The organism is Clostridium ihumii AP5 (assembly GCF_000612845.1).
GTDB classification, from domain to species: Bacteria; Bacillota; Clostridia; order Clostridiales; family Clostridiaceae; genus Clostridium_J; species Clostridium_J ihumii.
This window is the reverse complement of sequence record NZ_CCAT010000045.1, coordinates 234,479-253,746: the sequence shown is the minus strand read 5'-3', so window position 1 is coordinate 253,746 and position 19,268 is coordinate 234,479. Positions and strand designations below refer to the sequence as shown.

Annotated in this window: 16 protein-coding genes and 1 pseudogene; 15 read left to right on the top strand and 2 right to left on the bottom strand. The window is 25.5% G+C overall.

Annotated elements, in window-relative coordinates:
- Positions 1 to 8 precede the first annotated feature (8 nt).
- The 7 genes from BN346_RS09045 to BN346_RS09015 all read left to right on the top strand — a co-directional run bounded on the left by BN346_RS09045 (position 9) and on the right by BN346_RS09015 (position 7,694).
- Positions 9 to 890: an alpha/beta hydrolase gene (locus BN346_RS09045; protein WP_203226291.1), complete on the top strand. Its 882-nt coding sequence runs from the start codon at positions 9 to 11 to the stop codon at positions 888 to 890.
- Between the two features lie 235 nt (positions 891 to 1,125).
- Positions 1,126 to 1,764 carry a plasmid pRiA4b ORF-3 family protein gene (locus BN346_RS09040; protein WP_040328008.1) on the top strand — a complete coding sequence of 213 codons (639 nt, stop codon included), beginning with the start codon at positions 1,126 to 1,128 and terminating at the stop codon, positions 1,762 to 1,764.
- Positions 1,765 to 2,070: 306 nt separating this feature from the next.
- Positions 2,071 to 4,497, top strand: a complete 2,427-nt coding sequence (locus BN346_RS09035; RefSeq protein WP_040328006.1) for a PEP/pyruvate-binding domain-containing protein — start codon at positions 2,071 to 2,073, stop codon at positions 4,495 to 4,497.
- A gap of 83 nt (positions 4,498 to 4,580) precedes the next feature.
- A complete protein-coding gene (locus BN346_RS09030; RefSeq protein WP_040328004.1) occupies positions 4,581 to 5,849 on the top strand; it encodes an alpha/beta hydrolase in 1,269 nt (422 codons plus the stop codon).
- Positions 5,850 to 5,981: 132 nt separating this feature from the next.
- Positions 5,982 to 6,524: an HAD-IIIA family hydrolase gene (locus tag BN346_RS09025; protein ID WP_040328002.1), complete on the top strand. Its 543-nt coding sequence runs from the start codon at positions 5,982 to 5,984 to the stop codon at positions 6,522 to 6,524.
- Positions 6,525 to 6,762: 238 nt separating this feature from the next.
- Positions 6,763 to 7,368, top strand: coding sequence for a histidine phosphatase family protein (locus tag BN346_RS09020; protein ID WP_040328000.1), 606 nt, complete (start codon positions 6,763 to 6,765; stop codon positions 7,366 to 7,368).
- A gap of 59 nt (positions 7,369 to 7,427) precedes the next feature.
- Positions 7,428 to 7,694 (top strand): GNAT family N-acetyltransferase, encoded by a 267-nt coding sequence (locus BN346_RS09015; RefSeq protein WP_051540224.1) that lies wholly within the window; start codon positions 7,428 to 7,430, stop codon positions 7,692 to 7,694.
- 843 nt (positions 7,695 to 8,537) lie between these two features.
- Here the strand turns inward: BN346_RS09015 and BN346_RS21345 are convergent.
- Positions 8,538 to 8,681, bottom strand: a pseudogene (locus tag BN346_RS21345) (IS6 family transposase); the annotation flags it as partial.
- Between the two features lie 35 nt (positions 8,682 to 8,716).
- Here BN346_RS21345 and BN346_RS09010 point away from each other — a divergent pair.
- The 7 genes from BN346_RS09010 (at position 8,717) to BN346_RS08980 (ending at position 16,449) form a co-directional block, all read left to right on the top strand.
- Positions 8,717 to 9,499, top strand: a complete 783-nt coding sequence (locus BN346_RS09010; RefSeq protein WP_040327998.1) for a GNAT family N-acetyltransferase — start codon at positions 8,717 to 8,719, stop codon at positions 9,497 to 9,499.
- Positions 9,500 to 9,632: 133 nt separating this feature from the next.
- On the top strand, positions 9,633 to 10,439 hold the full coding sequence (locus BN346_RS09005) for a GNAT family N-acetyltransferase (protein WP_040327996.1): 807 nt from the start codon (positions 9,633 to 9,635) through the stop codon (positions 10,437 to 10,439).
- Between the two features lie 308 nt (positions 10,440 to 10,747).
- On the top strand, positions 10,748 to 12,568 hold the full coding sequence (locus tag BN346_RS09000; RefSeq protein WP_040327995.1) for an ABC transporter ATP-binding protein: 1,821 nt from the start codon (positions 10,748 to 10,750) through the stop codon (positions 12,566 to 12,568).
- Between the two features lies 1 nt (position 12,569).
- Positions 12,570 to 14,366, top strand: a complete 1,797-nt coding sequence (locus BN346_RS08995; RefSeq protein WP_040327994.1) for an ABC transporter ATP-binding protein — start codon at positions 12,570 to 12,572, stop codon at positions 14,364 to 14,366.
- Positions 14,367 to 14,470: 104 nt separating this feature from the next.
- Positions 14,471 to 15,157 (top strand): phosphatase PAP2 family protein, encoded by a 687-nt coding sequence (locus BN346_RS08990; protein ID WP_051540222.1) that lies wholly within the window; start codon positions 14,471 to 14,473, stop codon positions 15,155 to 15,157.
- 194 nt (positions 15,158 to 15,351) lie between these two features.
- A complete protein-coding gene (locus BN346_RS08985) occupies positions 15,352 to 15,639 on the top strand; it encodes a hypothetical protein (protein WP_040327992.1) in 288 nt (95 codons plus the stop codon).
- A 177-nt stretch (positions 15,640 to 15,816) separates the two neighbouring features.
- Positions 15,817 to 16,449, top strand: a complete 633-nt coding sequence (locus BN346_RS08980; RefSeq protein WP_242838415.1) for a beta/alpha barrel domain-containing protein — start codon at positions 15,817 to 15,819, stop codon at positions 16,447 to 16,449.
- Positions 16,450 to 16,619: 170 nt separating this feature from the next.
- Here the strand turns inward: BN346_RS08980 and ytaF are convergent, their stop codons facing one another.
- Positions 16,620 to 17,234, bottom strand: coding sequence for a sporulation membrane protein YtaF (gene ytaF / locus BN346_RS08975; protein ID WP_040327988.1), 615 nt, complete (start codon positions 17,232 to 17,234; stop codon positions 16,620 to 16,622).
- 362 nt (positions 17,235 to 17,596) lie between these two features.
- Here ytaF and BN346_RS08970 point away from each other — a divergent pair, with 362 nt between their 5' ends.
- Positions 17,597 to 18,940: an MATE family efflux transporter gene (locus BN346_RS08970; protein ID WP_040327987.1), complete on the top strand. Its 1,344-nt coding sequence runs from the start codon at positions 17,597 to 17,599 to the stop codon at positions 18,938 to 18,940.
- The last annotated feature ends 328 nt before the right edge of the window (positions 18,941 to 19,268 follow it).

Here is a 19,268-nt window from a genome sequence, read left to right as displayed (position 1 = left end):
GAAAATAATTGGAACAGTTTTTTATAAATAATGAAAATATGGATGTACGAGTTTGTAAGTGGGGAAGTGATGATAATCCTACAATTATTTGTTTTCATGGATTAGGTAGCACTAATTTAAGTTTCCTTGAGATAGGAGAACTTTTAAAAGATAAATATCATATTATATCAATTGATTTACCTGGACATGGAAGAACACCAGCATTTGAAAATGATGAAGACTATGGAATACCAAATCTAATAAAATGGGTGTCAGATGTAATTAAATTATTAAATAAAGATAATTTTTATATATTGGCACATTCTTGGGGCGGCTGCATCGCACTTCATTATGCAGCAAAGTATCCTAAAAAAGTTAAGAAGATATTATTATTAGATGGAGGATATCATCAAAAGCAAGCAATATACGATTATTTTAAAAAGATTGATAAAGAAAAATTAAATTTTAAACCTGATTGTTCTTTGGAAGAAGAAATAAAATCATATGAAGAAGATTTTAATGGCTATGTATTTTCCAATTGGAATGACTTTCTAGAAGTTGAGAGGAACAATTACTTAAGATGGTCAGAGTTATTAGAAAAAGCTTCAAAGGATTTAATGAAAGAAGAAGAGGATGGAACTATCAGATTTTGTGCTTGTGGAGATACTGCAAGAGGTGCTATTAAATCTATGTATAACTTTCCTACTAATGAAATATATAAGAAATTAGAAACACCAATATTGCTAATACAAGCAACACTTCCTGAATCTTGGGCTGAAATTAGAAACATATTGGTTGAGGAATTTGAAAAAAATGTGAACTGTTTAGTAAAAAAAGTAGAGGCAACACATTTAATCCATTGGGACAATCCATTTTTTGTAGCAGAAGAAGTAATGGAATGGATGAAATAAGTATAGTATATCAAATGGAAATGATGATATTAAAAGAAAAAGGAAAAAGTTTTTCAATTGATAAATGTGTTATTTAAAATTTGAATTTGAAACCGTATAATTAGGTTATAAAAGAATTATAAAATTTATGGATTATGGGAATTTTTAAAATACCGATACATGTAATAGATTAGAAACATTGCATATTCTATAAAAAATATTAATAATAATTTAAACTAGAAAAGGATGATTTTATATGAAAGCATATCAAATAAAAATAACACTTGTAGGTAGTTCTCCATTAATATGGAGAAAAGTAATAGTTCCAGCAGATATTACATTTAAAAGACTACATGATGTAATTCAATTTTCAATGGGATGGAAAAATTATCATTTATATGATTTTAATATAAGAAAAGAAAATATTATAATTACTGGTGATGAAGAAAGAATTGCTGAATATGAGTTTTATTCTAAGATGAAATTAACAAAGAAAAATGATCCACATGGATTTATAGCTAATACTTTAAAAGTAAAACCAATGCTAAGTAGTAAGGTTAAAATAGATAAGTACTTAAAAGAAGAGCAAAGTATTGAATACATATATGATTTCGGAGATTATTGGAAGCATGATATAACATTAGAAAAGGTAATAGACGATTATCAATATGGTTATCCAACATGTGTAGATGCTGATGGGGGGTGCCCACCAGAAGATGTAGGTGGAATATTAGGATACATGGAATTTTTAGATGTAATGAATGATAAAAATAATCCAGAATATGAAAATTTAAAAGAATGGGCAGAGAGCCAAGGGTATGAAGATGACTTTGATATTGTGTATGTTAATGCTATAATGGCAAAACAATTAAAATTAAAAAGAATAAAGAAATAATTGAATTTACAACCTTGAGAAATCAAGGTTGTTTTATTTATTTAAAATTAATTAAGAATTAATAAGCAATAGTGATGATAGATATATTTATAGTTTTAAAATAGTTCTAAAGTCTATCTTATATATATATATTGATTCTAAATATATATATTTGTAAAAAATGAACAATAAATTAATAATATGGAATAAAATTAAAAAAACATTAACAAATGAGATTTGTTATATGACAAAGATAGTAAATTAATAGAAGTATAATGTAGATAAATATAGAAAATGAAGTATAACTATCATATATGGAGGTAAAAAATGTTTAAAGAGATAAATCAATTATCATCTAATGATGCAGAAAAGTATGGTTCTAAAGCTAGTATTTTAGGTGAACTTATGTTTAATGGCATTAGAGTTCCAAATGGATTTGCTATATCTAATGAAGTATTTATTAAATATATGGAATATAACAATATAGAGTTTACTATTGATGATTGCTTATCTAGAAATGAAAAAATATGTAGTGAGATTATTAATGGTGAATTTCCTGAATTTTTAGAGCAAAAATTAAAAGAAGTATTTGATAAAAGTCAATTAGGCAACAGATATATAGTGAGGTCTTCAGCTTTATGTGAGGATAATATGGTAAGTAGCATGGCAGGAATGTTTAGTTCCTTTATAAACTTAAGTTCATTCCATGAAGTTATAACATGTATAAAAAAATGCTATGCTTCTGCTTTTAGTGATAAGATAATAGCTTATATTTCAGACAATGGGTTTGATGTGAATTCTCTAAAAATGGGAGTAATTATTCAAGAGTTTATAGTTGGCGATTATTCAGGTGTGAACTTTTCAGCAGATACTATTTATATGGATGAGGATGTTATGCACATCAATGTGGTAAATGGTTTTTGTGATGAATTTGTTAGTGGAAAAACCAAATCAAGTCTTTTTTCTATAAGGAAAAAAGATGGATCAATAATAGAAGAGAATATTCAAGATGAACATAAGATATTTTCTCAAAAACATATTAAGAATTTATTTGAAATTACAATGAGTATAGAGAAACTTATAAAAGAAAAAGTAGATATTGAATGGACTATGAAAGATGATGAAATTTATATTCTTCAAACAAGACCTATCACTACTTTTAGGGAGAACAATTTTGTTGTAAATTGGAGTAATTCAGATGATAAAAGATATACTTGGTATTGCGAAAATGACAAACCACTTTTTAAGCTAATAGCTGATATAGATAAGAGGGAGTTATGTGCTTTAAATAAAGGGGCTTACTCCGTGGGCGATAAATTTGCATATATTGATGTTATTGTACAAAATGGTTATTCATATTATAGGAATAAAGAAATGAATGATCATGAAAATCAGAGAAATATTTTTAAATATGAAGTGAACGAATTAGTTAAAGCTGGTAAGAACATTTTCCAAGATAAATTCTTACCTGAATTAATTAAACTTACTAATGAATTAGACTTATATATAAAAGATAAAAGTGTACCTACTAAAATAAGTGAATTTTTAAAGAAAAGTTTAGATTATATGGAGTTTACTAGTGAAAATCATTTAAAAGCTGCATATGCATGTGAATATATAAAAGAATTTGAAGCATATTGCAAAGGAATCATTAATGATTTAAGTCAACAAGATTTGTATGATTTAGTATTTAATAAAAGCCTTTTGAGTAAGGAAAGAGAATATTATGTATTAATAGCTTCAATGATTAATGATAACCCGAACATTAAAAAAATGTTTGATGAAATTAAATATGATGAGATTATATTTAATCATTTAAAACTTATTCCAGAGGCAAAAGAAATTTTATCATTGATAGATGAGTATGTAAAGGAATATGGAATTTCACAGCTGGATTGTAATTTAATAAGTACAAAGATAGAGCCAACTATATTAGAGAAACCATCAACAATTTTAAGATATATAAGAGGATTTATTGGAATAGATTCAAATGTGTATTTGGAGTCTATTAAGAAAAGTGAAAAGAATAAATACTTCATTAAAAACTTATTTTTAGAAAAAGTTGGTGAAAATCAGAGAGAGGAATTTTTAAGTAAACTTAAATTAGCAGAAAAAGCTTATGTAGCAAGAGATAATCATCATTACTACTTTGAACGTAAATCAAATGCATATTTAAGTCTAGCATTAAATTATGCATCAACAATATTAGAAAATAACAATAATATACCTAAAAAGGGAGATATATATTTTTTAACTGTCGATGAAATCATAGAGGGATTAACTAATAATTCAAATCTTTTTCCGGTAATTAAAGAAAGAAAAGAAGAATATGAAAAGCAAGAGAAATTAATTCCACCTGAATATATGGGCATAGAGCCAACTGAAGAGTCAGAATCAATATTTAAGGATGATAATAGCACTGGATGTAAAAGTGACGATTATATAAGATTAACTGGAATATCTGGTCTTAAAAAGAAAGTTAAAGGAAAAGTGCATGTAGGTATTCCAGATTTCATTAATGAAGAGCGCATATTAGTAATACCATATACACGTTGTGGAGATGTTATTCCAGTATTAGATAAAACAATAGGTATAATAGTTGAGCAAGGATCTCCTTTTGAACATTTAGGAATTATATTAAGAGAATTAGATATTCCATGTATTTACAATGTAAAGGATGCTTGTACTCTTTTATCCAATGGAGATGAAGTTGAAATTGATGGATTGAAAGGTGAAGTTGTTTATAAAAAATAAATTAAAATGTATTTCAAATAACATAAAACATCTCATTCATAAATATATAATTACTTAATTTAAGGAAGGTGAGTATACAAGCTATGAGCAAATATAATCTGGAAACGGAATTAATTAAAAGATTAAAATTGAATATTCAAAATGACAAAGAAAAAACATTAAATGAATTCCTTGAGTTTTTAAAGGAAAAAGAAACTCCAATTATTGAATCAATACATGATGACCCAGACAATTCATTAGTTACAATATTTTATTTTGCTGAAGAACCCACTGACAATGTGCTAATAATGACACCAATACTACCAGCTTTAACTGATGAGAATGTTGAAGAACATCTTCTTGAACGTATTAATGATACAAATTTATGGTATGGAACTTATAAAATTAGAAGTGACGTAAAATTTTCCTATAATTTGTTTCCTAATGACTCACTACTTACATGCTGTGAGGAAAGATGTAAGAATATGAGAGCAGATAGGTTTAACAAAAATAAATTGATTTTCAATAGACCAGGTAGTTGCAAGGTTGAAATACCATATGTTAACATGCCTAAATCAGATAAAAATTTTTGGACTGAAGAAAGAAATAATATTCCAAAAGGAACTATCATAAAATATGAATTTGAAAGTTCATATTTTATAGAGCCTAGAGTTATAAATGTTTATACACCTTTTAATTATAGCAATGATTCATCACCTTATGGTTTTATTACATTAACAGATGGACATGATTATATAAATGTTCTTAAAGCAGAACAAGTTTTGAATAATTTGATTTACGATAAAAAAATCCCACCTATTGTAGCAATTTTTATTGATTCAACAGATAAAAGATCTGAGGAGTTATCTTGCAATGATTTATTCTGCAACTCTGTAGCAAATGAAATGATTCCTTGGCTAAGAAAAAAATATAATTTATCAGATGATCCTAAAAAGGCAATAATTAGTGGATTAAGTCTCGGTGGATTAACAGCTACATATATGGGATTGAAACATTCTGATGTATTTGGAAATGTACTTTGTCAATCAGGTTCATTTTGGTACAAGCGTGTAAATACAAATGAAAAAAATAAATATCAAGTAGAATCTAAAAAGAGAGATAATGAACTTGATTGTTGGATAAGTGAACAAATAAAATTAATTCCCAAACTACCACTTAAGTTTTACATGAATATAGGTGTTCTTGAAAATAAAAAAACAATGATTAATAATTCGCTGAATGTTAAGGAAACATTAGAATCACTAGGATATCATGTTGATTTTGAATTTTTTAAAAGTGGGCATGACTATCTGAGTTGGGGTGAGAAACTTGCTAGTGGGTTAATTTCACTTATTGGACATCAGAATGATTAAGAAAATAATAAGTACACAGAAGATAGCAGTGATAAAATAAATTTTTAGAAAGTAAATGGGTAATATAAAATTCAAAAATATTGTGAAGATAATCGGTTGTCAATTATGTTTAGTATTGAGGAGTGAATATAAATGGATTTTAAAAAAGTACAAGCTATATTTATAGATAGAGATGGAACTATAGGCGGTACAGGAAACTTTATACATCCTAAAGAATTTCAATTATATCCATTTTCTGCAACAGCTTTAAATTTATTAAAAGCTAAAGGCTTTAAGATTTTTGCTTTAACAAATCAACATAGGATATCAAGAAATGAAGTTAAACTAGAAGAATTTATGCAGCAATTTGATGAATATGGATTTGATGATGCATTCATTTGTCCTCATGGAGAAAATGAAAATTGCAATTGTAGAAAACCTAATGGAGGATTATTGATTGAAGCCGCCAATAAATACAAGCTTGATTTAGAAGATTGTATAGTAATTGGAGATGTAGGTAGTGTTGATATGGTATTAGCAGATAAATTTAATTGTGTTAAGATTCTTGTTAAAACAGGTTGGGGAGAAAATTCTTTAAATGAATACAGAAATACATGGGAAAATGTTGAACCAGACTATATTGCAGATAATCTTCTTGAAGCATCAAAGTGGATTGTGGAACATTATGAAAGTTGAAAATTAACAATACGAAATAAAATTAAAAAATGTATGATACATACAAAATAAATAAAAAGATTGAATATGCAAATCAGTAAAAAATATATATGAAAAATATAGTTATGGGAATTAGAAATATAAAAGATAGTTTTACTATTATAAATTTAAAGAATTTATTAGTAAAAAATAAGATTTATTAATACATTGAATGACAATGCAAATATAGATGATAGTTAAAATTAGGGGGTAATTTAAAATGAATATTTATTTAGTTAGACATGCTAAAGATGATGATAGATATAGAGGGGGATGGAGTGAAGTAGATTTGATAGAGGAAGGTAAAGAACAAGCTAAAAAACTTGCTGAGTTTCTTTATTTAAAGCAGGAAGAGTTTAAAATAACAAAAATTATTTCAAGTGATTTACAAAGAGCTTTATCTACAGCAAATGAAGTAGCTAAAAATATAGATATAAAAATTGAAATTGATAAAGAATTGAGAGAGATGAATAATGGAGATTTAGGGGGAATGTTGAATAAAGAAGCATTAGTGAAATATCCTGGATTGTTTTTTAATACTTTAAAAATGAATGAGAAATATCCTAATGGTGAAAGTCCAGATGATTTTTATAATAGAGTAAAGAAATGGTTTGATGATGTGATATGTAAATACAAATTTTCAAGCGAAAATATTTTAATTGTAACTCATGGTGGTGTAATAAATATAATATGTCACATTGTAAAAGGTATTGAATGGACCAACAAAAATAAACCATTTAAAACTTCAAATGTTGCAATCTACAAATTAAATTGTGAAGAAAAATTAGAATTTGAAATAGAAAATTATAATGATTTTTTGAAATAAAGCCATCATGAATTATTATAAGAATAAATGTTTATTAATTACAAGATGAGCAAAAGGAATTGGTAAGGATTTTATTAAATATAATTAATTTTGGATTTGATAAAACAGAAAATTGCTTAAATTTAATACAGAAGTGTTTTAATAATATATATAAGAATATGAATAGAATAGGTGTAGAGATGTATTCATTTAATGAACGATTTATAAAATTGTTTGAAAGTCTTGGATTTGTAAGAGAAGGTGTAATAAGAGAACAGGTTTATAAAAAAGGAAAATTTGTAGATGAGTATATATATGGTTTACTAAGACAAGAGTGGAAAAAGTAATAAAATAATTATTAATGATAGTTAGTAATTTTGTTTTTGATGGTAACAATATTAAAACAAAGTTGCTGACTATTTTTATTGTATGGATTTTGAATATATTAAAATTATTTTTTATAGTATTTTAGAAACATTAATGTTCAAAATTAATACCGAAATGTTTTGGTGATATATAAAATATTTAATATCAAATATAATTATGTATATAAATAGTGTACGAGAATTAGTAAAAACTGTTTAATAGATTAATGCCTTGAGAAATCAGGGCTATTTTTTTATTAAAGGTGTAATACTTAAGTTCATTAGAAGAATATATACTATTTGAAATAAAAATATATTAATTTTGAATTTACAAAAATAAAGTTTGGCTAAGATAACACAGTTATTACGAATATATTCCAAATATATAAATTAATTAGATAAATTGATTTTAAATAAATATATTTGCAAAAAAATGAATAATAAATTAACAACATAAAATGAAGTTAAAAAAATTTAATAAGTAAGGTTCAGTATATGACAAAAATAGTAAATAAATAGAAGTACAATGTAAATAAAGATAGAAATCAAATTAATTTAATATATATGCGTGTTGAAGTTATGGAGATATATTACTTGAAGATTTCTTCATGTGATGAAAATATTTAGATTCATCGCATAAAATATATGTTTAAGATTAGTAATCTGTTAAGTAGATATGAAAAAATATCTTTAAAATTCTTAGAGTTGTTAGTTCTTTGAAAAGTATATAAGTTTGAAGATTTTATTGCATAGCAAACAAGTCTGCAATAAATTTGATTTTTGCAGGTTGATCAAAAATATTAATTAAAATTAAACTGCTGTAAATCAAGTATCTTTATCTAATTCAGTAGTTTCAAAACCAGCTACCTCTGCTGGTGTAAAATCATTTAAAGAACCATGAGGACGAATGAAATTGTACTGAAAGATAAACAAGTATACTAAGTTATTAGCTTTTTCAAATATATTAATTTTGAATTTACTTATTTGGATAGGAGATAGATAGAATGATTGAAATTGTAGAAGTTAAAGTCGAGCAAGAAGCAAATAGACTAAAAAGTAAGTATATTGAGAGCTTAAAAACTCCAATAGATGGTTTTTGGCAGAATGTAGAAGTGGCTAGTTCAAAATGTTATGAAGTCTTGTACAATGGTAAAGTTGCAGGGCACTTTTGTGTAAATTCATGTAAAACATTAGTACAGTTTTATGTTTCTAAAGAATACTACATGAATGAAGAAGAAATTTTTAAATATATTATTACAAGTGATATAGTAGAAAAGGCGGGGGTTTCTACAAAAGAACCAGAATTTATGTCCTTATGTCTTGACTATCAAAAAAATATAACTGTAGATTCATATCTTTTTACAGATAATGAAAAAGTAAGATATGAATTAAATAGTTTTTCAAAGCTATCTTTTAGATTAGCTCAAGGGCAAGATATAGATGAAATAAAAAATAAATGTGATCCGGCATTTAAGGGATATTATGAGAAATTAATAGATAATGAGCAGTTATTTGTATTATATGATAATGATAACTTACTTGGAATTGGAGAATTTAGAATAATTAAAGAACATGGAGAAAAATATGGTGATATAGGTATGCATGTGGTTGAAAAATATCGTGGAAATGGAATAGGAACCTATATTAATGTTAAGTTAAAAGAACATTGCTATAGCAAAAATTTAATTCCAATGGTTTGTTGTGATGTAAAAAATATTATATCTAAAAAAACTTTAGAAAAATCAGGCTTTATAGCCAATCATAGAATTATATTGTGTGAATTCTAATTATTAAGAGTTAATAGGATTATTATAAATGGTGAAAGTTTAATAAATGGTATACAAATAAAAAGCTATAACAAGTGGAGAGATGATTAAGGCTATTATGGCTTAAATATATTTCTTTTAATAATATGTAGATATGAAAGAATTAAAAATAAATAAGGATAAATTGCTTGAGGTATACAAATCAGATATACATAGTTTTTTATTTGATTCTATTATTGAAGGCAATACACCAGCACAAATAATTGTTGATGATATTGAGAATATATCAATATTTTTAATATATGAAGGAAATTGTGTTTACTTTGGTGGAGAGGTAGGAGATAAGAATAAATATAAAGAGGCAATAACTTTCTTTAAGGAGAACTATTTAAATGATAGTAGAAGAAAAGAAGTAGGGTTAGTCAAAATTAATTATTATCCAGAAGTCTGGGAAAATGAATTATTAGAAGAGTTAAAGGGATTTAAACATAAAGTAGTAGATAGATTTTTATTTAAACAAGAACTGAACTCTGTTCCAATAATAAAGAAAAATGATGATTTAATAATTAAGAGTATAGACAATGATATATTAAAGAAGGATTCGTTAGGAAATCATAACTGTCTTATAGATGAAGTAGAGGGAATGTGGGGCTCAGTAGACAACTTTTCTAATAATGGTTTTGGTTATTGTGCAATAATGGATGAAAATATAATTAGTTGGTGTACGTCAGAATATGTAAGTAAAAATTATTGTGGAATAGGTGTTGAAACTATTGAAGAATGCGAAGGAAAAGGTGTAGCAACTATAATTGCAAATGAATTTTTAAAAAAATGTGTAGATTTAAATATAGTTCCGTATTGGGATTCTTGGAAGGAAAACACTCCATCAGTTAGAGTAGCTGAAAAAAATCAATTTCAAAAGATTTGTGATTATAGAATTGTGCTTGTAAAACTTAATTAAATAAAATCACAATAAAGTAAATATTGAATCAGCTGGGGTTTTTACTCTAGCTGATTTTTAAGTGAAATAAAGAAATATTCTCAAATATTACATTTTATATTTGAGAAAGTTAAGGATATACGACAATTTATAGATAAATTTAAGAGGAAAGTTATTTTCAGACAGTCTTTAGGTTCACATAGTAAGTTAAGAAATATTTTTAAATTTTAATGTAGTTTTAATATCAATAAATTGGTAAAAAAGGTTGAGTATTCGAAGATATTGTGGTAATATTTAGAATGTTTCTAAAACTGAAAAGGGGTGGAATTATGAATGAAAACAATGATAGGCGTGGACTTATCAGTAATGTTAAATTTCTAATTAGGAAGACCTTGAAATGGGACAAGAAGTTGTTGTATTATTTTGGTTTATTTACTATAGTAACAGCGTTGATTCCATTTATAAACATATTTGCTCCAAAATTTTTAATTGATGAATTAATGGGGGAGAATAGAGCACAAAGATTAATCATAATAATATTAAACTATTTTATTATATCATCAGTATTAAACTACTTGAATTCATATTTAGAAGGATCATATTCACCAAGATTAATGGACATAACATTTAAATTCACCAACCTTATAAATGAAAAGTGTATGACTATGGATTTTAAATACACTGAAAATCCTAAAATTTTAAACGATATAGAAACAGCAGGAAAAGCTGTAGCAGGAGCTGCTTTTGGCATTGAAAGTGTGATTCGTAAGCTTTTTGGATTATTTGGACTAGGAATTGCATTTTTAGGATACGTAACTATTGTGGCCACATTAAGTCCATGGATTATATTATATTTAATAATTAATGTATGGATTGTTTACTATTTAACTACTAAAGTAAAAAAATATGAATATAAAAGAAAAGACGATGTTTCAGAGTTAAATAGAAAAAGTAAATATATTTATGATATTATGTGTAATTTTACTTATGGAAAGGATATACGGGTTTTCAATTTAAGTCAATGGATAGCTAATAAATTTTATAAATTTAAGAAAGATCAAGTTAAAATTGAAAAAGATATTAAATATAAATATTTTAAAGTAGCGATAGTTGAAGTTTTTCTTTTATTGATTAGGGAAGGAATAGTATATGCATATTTAATTTACAAGGTATTATATGGAAATATGAGTATAGGAAATTTTACTATGTATTTTGCAACAATAGCAAGTTTTGCAGGATGGATGCAAAAAATATTAAATGATATAGCACATATAAATGCACAGAATTTATATATAAATGATTTTAGAGATTTTATTGAAAAGGATTTAAAAAAGGAAGAATTAGATTATTTAAATATTCCTAAAGATGATACTTATGAAATAGAGTTTAAAAACGTATCATTTAAATATCCTAATAGTGATAGATATATCTTTAAAAACCTTTCTTTAAAAATAGAGAAGGGTCAAAAATTAGCTATGGTAGGAGTTAATGGTGCAGGTAAAACTACATTTGTTAAGCTATTAACTAGACTTTATGAACCTCTAGAAGGTGAAATACTAATAAATGGAGTGAATATAGCAAATTTTGATAGAAATGAATATTATAAATTATTTTCAGTAGTGTTTCAAGAAATAAAAATGTTTGCTTTTTCTATAGCTGAAAATATAGCATTTAAAGATAAAGACTGTATAGATAGAAAAAAAGTTTTAAATAGTATTGAAATGGCTGGAATAGGAGAAAAGATTAATTCATTAGAAAGGGGAATAGATACATCATTACTTAAAATATTTGATTCTAATGGAATAGAATTGTCTGGGGGAGAAAATCAGAAATTGGCTCTTGCTAGAGGATTATATAAAGATGGACATATTGTAATTTTAGATGAACCGACAGCAGCATTAGATCCTATTGCAGAATATAATATATATATAAACTTTAATAGTATGATAGGTAATAAAACAGCTTTTTTCATATCGCATAGGTTAGCGAGTACAAGGTTTTGTGATGTTATAGCTTTTTTCGAGAATGGAGAAATAAAAGAATATGGAACACATGATGAACTTTTAAATAAAAATGGAAAATATGCAGAAATGTTTAATGTACAAGCATCCTATTATAAGGAAGAAAACTTAGAAGAGGAGGGTGCATAACATGAAAAAGAAAAATGAGTTAGAAATAAATAAGGATTTTAGTACTGTTATATATTTCCTGGGATTAATTCATGGAATTTCAAAGTCATATATACCAATGTTGATTTTATCATCAACATTAAAATCACTAACTCCACTTGTTAACATAATAATTCCTAAATTTATTATAGATGAATTAATAAATCAAAGAAGAATGGAAGTATTTATTACGTTAGTAATTACAATTATAATTGGAAACTTTTTATTGAGTTTGTTTGATAAGTGGTTAGATACCATAATTTATATAAAAAATAAAGAAATATTAGATGAAATTAATTTATTAATAGGAAAAAAAATAATGAATATGGACTTTGAAAAAATAGAAGATCCAGAAGTTTTAAATTTAAAGGAAAAAGCCCTATATCCTATTAATACTCAATATGCTATAGAGAGAATAATAAGTGAAACAGTGAAAGTAATAACAAATATTATAACAATTATAAGTCTTGTAGTAGTAATTTCAACTTTAGACTTATATATTATTTTAATCATACTTTGTATAATTGGTTTAAATTCTTTTATATATAAAAAATCTCAAAAAGTTGAGCTAGGTTTGTACAAAGTATTAATTCCTTTAAATAGAACATCAGAGTATTTTGATAGTATAATTAAAGATTTTTCTATGGCTAAGGATATAAGATTATATGATATAAGTCCTTTAATTATGGAAAAATATAAAGAATATAATGAAGCTTCATTATATGAATTTGGTAAGGTGTTTAAAACTATATGGAAGTATAATGGACTTAGCAAGATAAATCTTCAAGTGCAAATGTTAATTATTTATGCATATATGACTTATAAAGTATTTGTAAAGTCTATAGGAATAGGGTCATTTACAATGTATGTAGCTTCGGCTGTGAATTTTAGTAATACTGTATTAGAGTTTAGTACTAATTTTATATCATTAAGACAAATGTGTAAGTTATTAGAAACATATATTGAGTTTGAGCAAATTAAATCTATTAATAATAGTGGTCATAAGAAAATTGAAGATATAAAAGAATTTAATATAGAATTTAAAAATGTATCATTTAAGTATCCAAGAAGTGATGATTATATATTAAGAAATATATCAATAGTTATTAAAAATGGAGAAAAATTATCAGTAGTAGGACTAAATGGAGCAGGGAAAACCACATTTATAAAATTACTTACAAGACTTTATGAACCTACACAGGGGGAAATTTTATTAAATGGTGTAAATATTAACGAGTATAATTATGAAGAGTACATGAAATTATTAGCTGTAGTATTTCAAGATTTTAAATTGATGGCATTTAGTATTAAGGAAAATGTGGCTCTTGATAATTGTGAATTTTCAAAAGATGAAGAAATTGAAAAAGTACTTAAAAATGTAGGGTTAGAAAAAGATATATTGAAATTGCCTAGTGGAATAAATACTCATATATATAAGACTTTTGAAGAAGGTGGCATAGAGTTTTCAGGAGGACAATCTCAAAAACTAGCTATTTCAAGAGCAATATTTAAAAATTCACCAATAGTTATTTTAGATGAACCTACAGCAGCATTAGATCCTATTGCAGAAGCAGATATATACAGTAAATTTAATGAATTAATTGGAGGAAAAACTGTTATATATATTTCACATAGATTATCAAGTTGTAAATTCTGTGATAAAATTGCAGTATTTCATAAAGGTGAAATTATTCAATATGGAACTCATAAGGAACTAGTAGGGGTTGTAGGAAGCCAGTATGAAAGTATGTATATGGCACAGGCACAGTACTATGTTTAGAAATAAAAATAATTTTGCAGTAAATTATAAAATATGTATCTATTTAAAGCTTTTAAGCAATATAATATGAATTATAGAATAATTTAGTATAAAAGGTGGTTTTTATGAAGTGGTTACTAGAAAAATATAATGTGAAAAGTATAAAACCATATTTGTGGATATTTTCTATAGTTTTAACTAGTATAGGATATTTTTTAATAAATAATGCTCCAAATCAAAAATTACATTCACTATATACAGAATTAGATAGCTTAGTTCCATTTATAAATGTATTTATCATTCCATATATGATGTATATGCCGAATTTGGTAATTTTACTTATAATAATTTGTTATTGTGATGAAGAAAGATATTTTATTTCACTTTTGGCTTTAAATATAGGAAATTTTATTTGTCTTATAATTTACATGTTTTTTCAAACCTATGTGCCAAGACCAGTAATAATTCATGATGATTTTTTGTGCAGTTTTGTTAGGTTTATTTATAGCAAGGATAATCCATATAATTGTTTTCCTAGTATTCATGTAGTAGCAACTTTTTCAGTTTTAAAAGGAATAAATAAACTTAAAAACATGCCTATAAAATATAAAATTAGGTTTAATATAATTGGATGGTTAATTATAATTTCAACTCAATTTGTCAAACAACATATAATTATGGATTTACTAGCTGGGTTAGTTTTAGTGGAAGGTGTTTATAAAGGCATAGAATATATATTTTATAACACCAATTTCATAAAAAAATTTCATAAAAAGAAAAAAGATATTAATAATGTAGAAATCTTTAAGTAGGAATTTGGGCAAAGTTTATTAGGTTTTATAAAATAGAAAAAAGGGTATATTAATTAAGTAGAGAATTTATTAAAGAAGTACTATTCCTTAATATTAAAGTGTTTTTTATGCAATGAGAAAGTAGATAATTTGAAGTCTTGAGCAATCAAGGCTTTTTTTATGATTTAGTATATTTAAAAATGAGAGGTACATTTATGATAAATTTAGACTTTTTAGAGTATAACTTAGAATATGCACAAGCTGTGGCGGATATGTGGAATGATAGTGAAGAAAGTTGGGGAGGATTTTACAATGAAATGTATGATAATTATAATATTGATAAAATAGAACTTATGGAAAATATTTCACCTAGCAATTTACTTTCATCAGCAAAAGCATTTGACGATTCTATGAAAGAATATGCAAAAAATTATAAAAAGATTGATATGGATGTTAAGCTTTATAAAAGTCTAGATGAATTTGAAAAATGCTATTTAGATTAGTTAAATTTACACTTCTAACATTAAAAATTTATATTGAATGTTTGAAGTTTTTTTGAATTTATATTTAAATATTTTAAACAAAGGTATATTATATATATAAACATAATTTTAAAAGGAAAAGGGGGAATTATTTTGGCAAAATATGTACCAGAGTTTAAAGGTTTATTAAGAAGTCATATGATTGAATTACCAAGAGTAATACGTGATGCTAGTGGAATTATTATTTTTGGAAAAAGGATTAAGTCATTAGTGTTTTCTACTGATGTAGCTATAATAAAAAATACTAATGCAGATGCAGTTATAGCAGTATATCCTTTTACTCCACAACCAATAATAACAGAAGCATTGTTGTTAGCATCTGATATTCCTGTATTTTGTGGTGTAGGTGGAGCTATAACTACAGGGAAAAGGGTTGTAAACTTAGCATTGGATGCTGAATTCAAAGGTGCAATGGGTGTTGTAATGAATTCATCTATATCAAATGAAGTTGTTAGAGAAATGAGAGATACAATAGATTTACCAATAATAGTTACTGTAGTTTCTGAACTTGATGATATAGATGGAAGAATAGAAGCAGGAGCAACAATTTTAAATGTATCAGGAGCTAAAAATACAGCTAAAATTGTAAGAAAAATAAGAGAGAAATACCCAGAATTCCCTATAATAGCAACTGGTGGACCAACTGATGAAAGTATAAAAGAAACAATACTTGCAGGTGCAAATGCTATTACATATACTCCACCAAGTACTGGAGAAATATTAAATGATATAATGATTTCTCATAGAAAAAGATATGAAGCTGACAAATAAGTATAATTTTATAGTTTCAAACTATAAGTAAAAAGGAGTTCTAAATATTGAATTTTATGTTTAGAACTCCTTTGAAATTAATATATGTATAGTTTAAGAAATATTTTACATATAAATCATATAAAATAGGAAGGAGATGTAGTTAGTATCTTCATCCTATTTTTATTATTTTAATTAAGTAGTTCTAAAATACCAAGTATTATTAATAATACACCTGAAAATAGTGGAGCATACTTACCCAAAATTTTACCTAAAACACGATTACCTATAGATTCACCTAACAGTATTATAATAATGCTTAATACAAATGTAGAAATTACAGTAAATTTAATGCTAACACCTGTTATACTTGCAGCCACACCAGTACCTAAATTATTAAATGTTAAACCTAAGGCTACAAGAAAAGATTCTTTTATGCTAATATCCCCAGACTTATCTAAATCAGATGACTCAGCATATTGAACCATATCATTAACATCTTTTAAAGCTAGTTCTTTTGAGCTAGTCTTGTTTTTGAATTTTAAAAGACTAGTAATTATAAAATATATACCTAAAGCAATTATTATTAAAGCACCTAAACTATTAGATATAGATGTAGGTAAAAACTTTGCTATATAAGAACCAAATAGCATAGATATAAGTGTACCTAAAGAGGTTATAAAAGCTATAATGCAATTTGGCAATATTCCTATATTTATTTTTTTAATTCCATAAGCTATTCCAATAACTAAATTATCTAGATTTGAAGATATACTAAATAATAATGCAGATAGAATTAACATAATAAAGGCAACTCCTTATAATTAGTTACATCTATAATATATGAATAAAATTTAACAATGTTACAAAAAACAATTATTATGTAAATAAAAACAAAATTATGTAAAAATATATTTTAAAATTATAATTTAGGTAGTATTAAGAATTAAATTATCCTAAAAAATATTTTATTATATTATAATTTAATAGTTTTTCTAATTAAAATAGAAATCTTTTGTTTAATTTAAAATAATAATTTTAATATTAACAATATAACTGGCATAAATTTAAAGAAAGAAAATGGTATATGTGGTATAATTTTATTTATTATGAAATTTAGAATATTATCTAGTTAATAATAACGATTTGAGAGTGGGTGACAGATTATATGGAATCGAATACAGTGTTAATGACCAACGGATCAATATGCAAAAAGATTTTTAGATTTGCATTGCCGATTTTTTGGGGTAATTTATTTCAACAACTATACAATGTTGTTGATTCATTGGTAATTGGTAATTTTGTAGGTAGAGATGCCTTGGCTGCAATAAGTTCTACTGGTTCTCTTATATTTTTATTAGTAGGACTATTTGGTGGAATTTTTATGGGAGCTGGAGTGGTTATTTCAAAATATTTTGGGGCAGGTGAAAAAGAGAATGTTCAAACAGCAATTCATACATCTATTGCGTTTGGAATTATAGCAGGAATTATATTAACTTTTTTAGGAACATTACTTTCACCACAGATATTAAGGCTTATGGGCACTCCAGATAGTGTATTTCCAAAAGCAGTATTGTATGTGAGAATTTATTTTGGTGGTATTTTAACCGTTGTAATGTATAATACTGCAAGTGGTATTTTTCAAGCTGTAGGTGATAGTAAGCATCCTTTATATTATCTTATGGTTTCATCTGTTGTGAATGTTGTGCTAGATTTACTTTTTGTAGCAGGGTTTAAAATGGGAATTGCAGGAGCTGCAATAGCAACTGTTATAGCACAAGGTGTAAGTGTTGTATTAGCATTTTATCATCTTACTAAAACAAAAGATATATACAAAGTAAGTTTAAATAAAATACGATTAAATATAACAATGCTTAAACAAATTCTTCATATGGGAATACCAGCAGGTATACAAAATTCAGTTATTGCACTTGCTAACATTGTTGTTCAATCTAATATAAATGCATTTGGAGCTATAGCAGTAGCTGGTTGTGGAGCTTACTCTAAAATTGAGGGATTTGCATTTATTCCAATAACAAGTTTTGCTTTCTCTATGACAACATTTATTAGTCAAAATCTTGGTGCTAAGCAATATGAACGTGCTAAAAAGGGAACATACTTTGGCATTTTTATTTCACTTATGCTTGCAGAAATAGTAGGAATAGTTTTCTTTTTTACAGCACCAAAACTTATTGCACTTTTTAATGGAGAAGCAGAAGTTATTAAATATGGAACATCTCAAGCAAGAACAATTGCATTATTCTATTTTCTTTTAGCATTTTCTCATTGTTTAGCAGGAATTTTAAGAGGGGCAGGAAAATCAATTGTTCCAATGATTGTAATGTTATGTTGTTGGTGCGTTATAAGGGTAATATATGTAACAGTAGCTACACATTATATACCTAGCATAAAAGTAGTATTTTGGGCATATCCATTAACATGGTTTTTAAGTTCTTTAATTTTCTTAATTTACTACTTAAAATCTGATTGGCTTCATGGATTTGAAAAATAAAGGAATATATACTAAATAAAATATACTTTTAAATTAAATTATAAATTTAACTAAAAAGCATTAAACATACAGAATAACTTTAAAAAATATACATTTAAGTTAATATAAATTTTACAATATTAAATTAATATCTGACAAGAAAATAATTTGAAAAACTATATAATATAATTAATTACTGATATAAAAAATATATTAAGTAAAATATTAAAAATTAGGTGTTCACTACTTGAAGATGAATGAGTAATATTTAAAATTTAATACTACAAAAAAGTTTCCAATATTTGATTCAATATGTTGGAAACTTTTTTGTATATATAATTTAAAAATA

Bases quoted from the DNA above. Each gene is read 5' to 3' on its own strand.
- BN346_RS09040 (WP_040328008.1), top strand. From the start codon at position 1,126: ATGAAAGCATATCAAATAAAAATAACACTTGTAGGTAGTTCTCCATTA.
- BN346_RS09035 (WP_040328006.1), top strand. From the start codon at position 2,071: ATGTTTAAAGAGATAAATCAATTATCATCTAATGATGCAGAAAAGTAT.
- BN346_RS09030 (WP_040328004.1), top strand. From the start codon at position 4,581: ATGAGCAAATATAATCTGGAAACGGAATTAATTAAAAGATTAAAATTG.
- BN346_RS09025 (WP_040328002.1), top strand. From the start codon at position 5,982: ATGGATTTTAAAAAAGTACAAGCTATATTTATAGATAGAGATGGAACT.
- BN346_RS09020 (WP_040328000.1), top strand. From the start codon at position 6,763: ATGAATATTTATTTAGTTAGACATGCTAAAGATGATGATAGATATAGA.
- BN346_RS09010 (WP_040327998.1), top strand. From the start codon at position 8,717: ATGATTGAAATTGTAGAAGTTAAAGTCGAGCAAGAAGCAAATAGACTA.
- BN346_RS09005 (WP_040327996.1), top strand. From the start codon at position 9,633: ATGAAAGAATTAAAAATAAATAAGGATAAATTGCTTGAGGTATACAAA.
- BN346_RS09000 (WP_040327995.1), top strand. From the start codon at position 10,748: ATGAATGAAAACAATGATAGGCGTGGACTTATCAGTAATGTTAAATTT.
- BN346_RS08995 (WP_040327994.1), top strand. From the start codon at position 12,570: ATGAAAAAGAAAAATGAGTTAGAAATAAATAAGGATTTTAGTACTGTT.
- BN346_RS08990 (WP_051540222.1), top strand. From the start codon at position 14,471: ATGAAGTGGTTACTAGAAAAATATAATGTGAAAAGTATAAAACCATAT.
- BN346_RS08985 (WP_040327992.1), top strand. From the start codon at position 15,352: ATGATAAATTTAGACTTTTTAGAGTATAACTTAGAATATGCACAAGCT.
- BN346_RS08980 (WP_242838415.1), top strand. From the start codon at position 15,817: ATGATTGAATTACCAAGAGTAATACGTGATGCTAGTGGAATTATTATT.
- BN346_RS08970 (WP_040327987.1), top strand. From the start codon at position 17,597: ATGGAATCGAATACAGTGTTAATGACCAACGGATCAATATGCAAAAAG.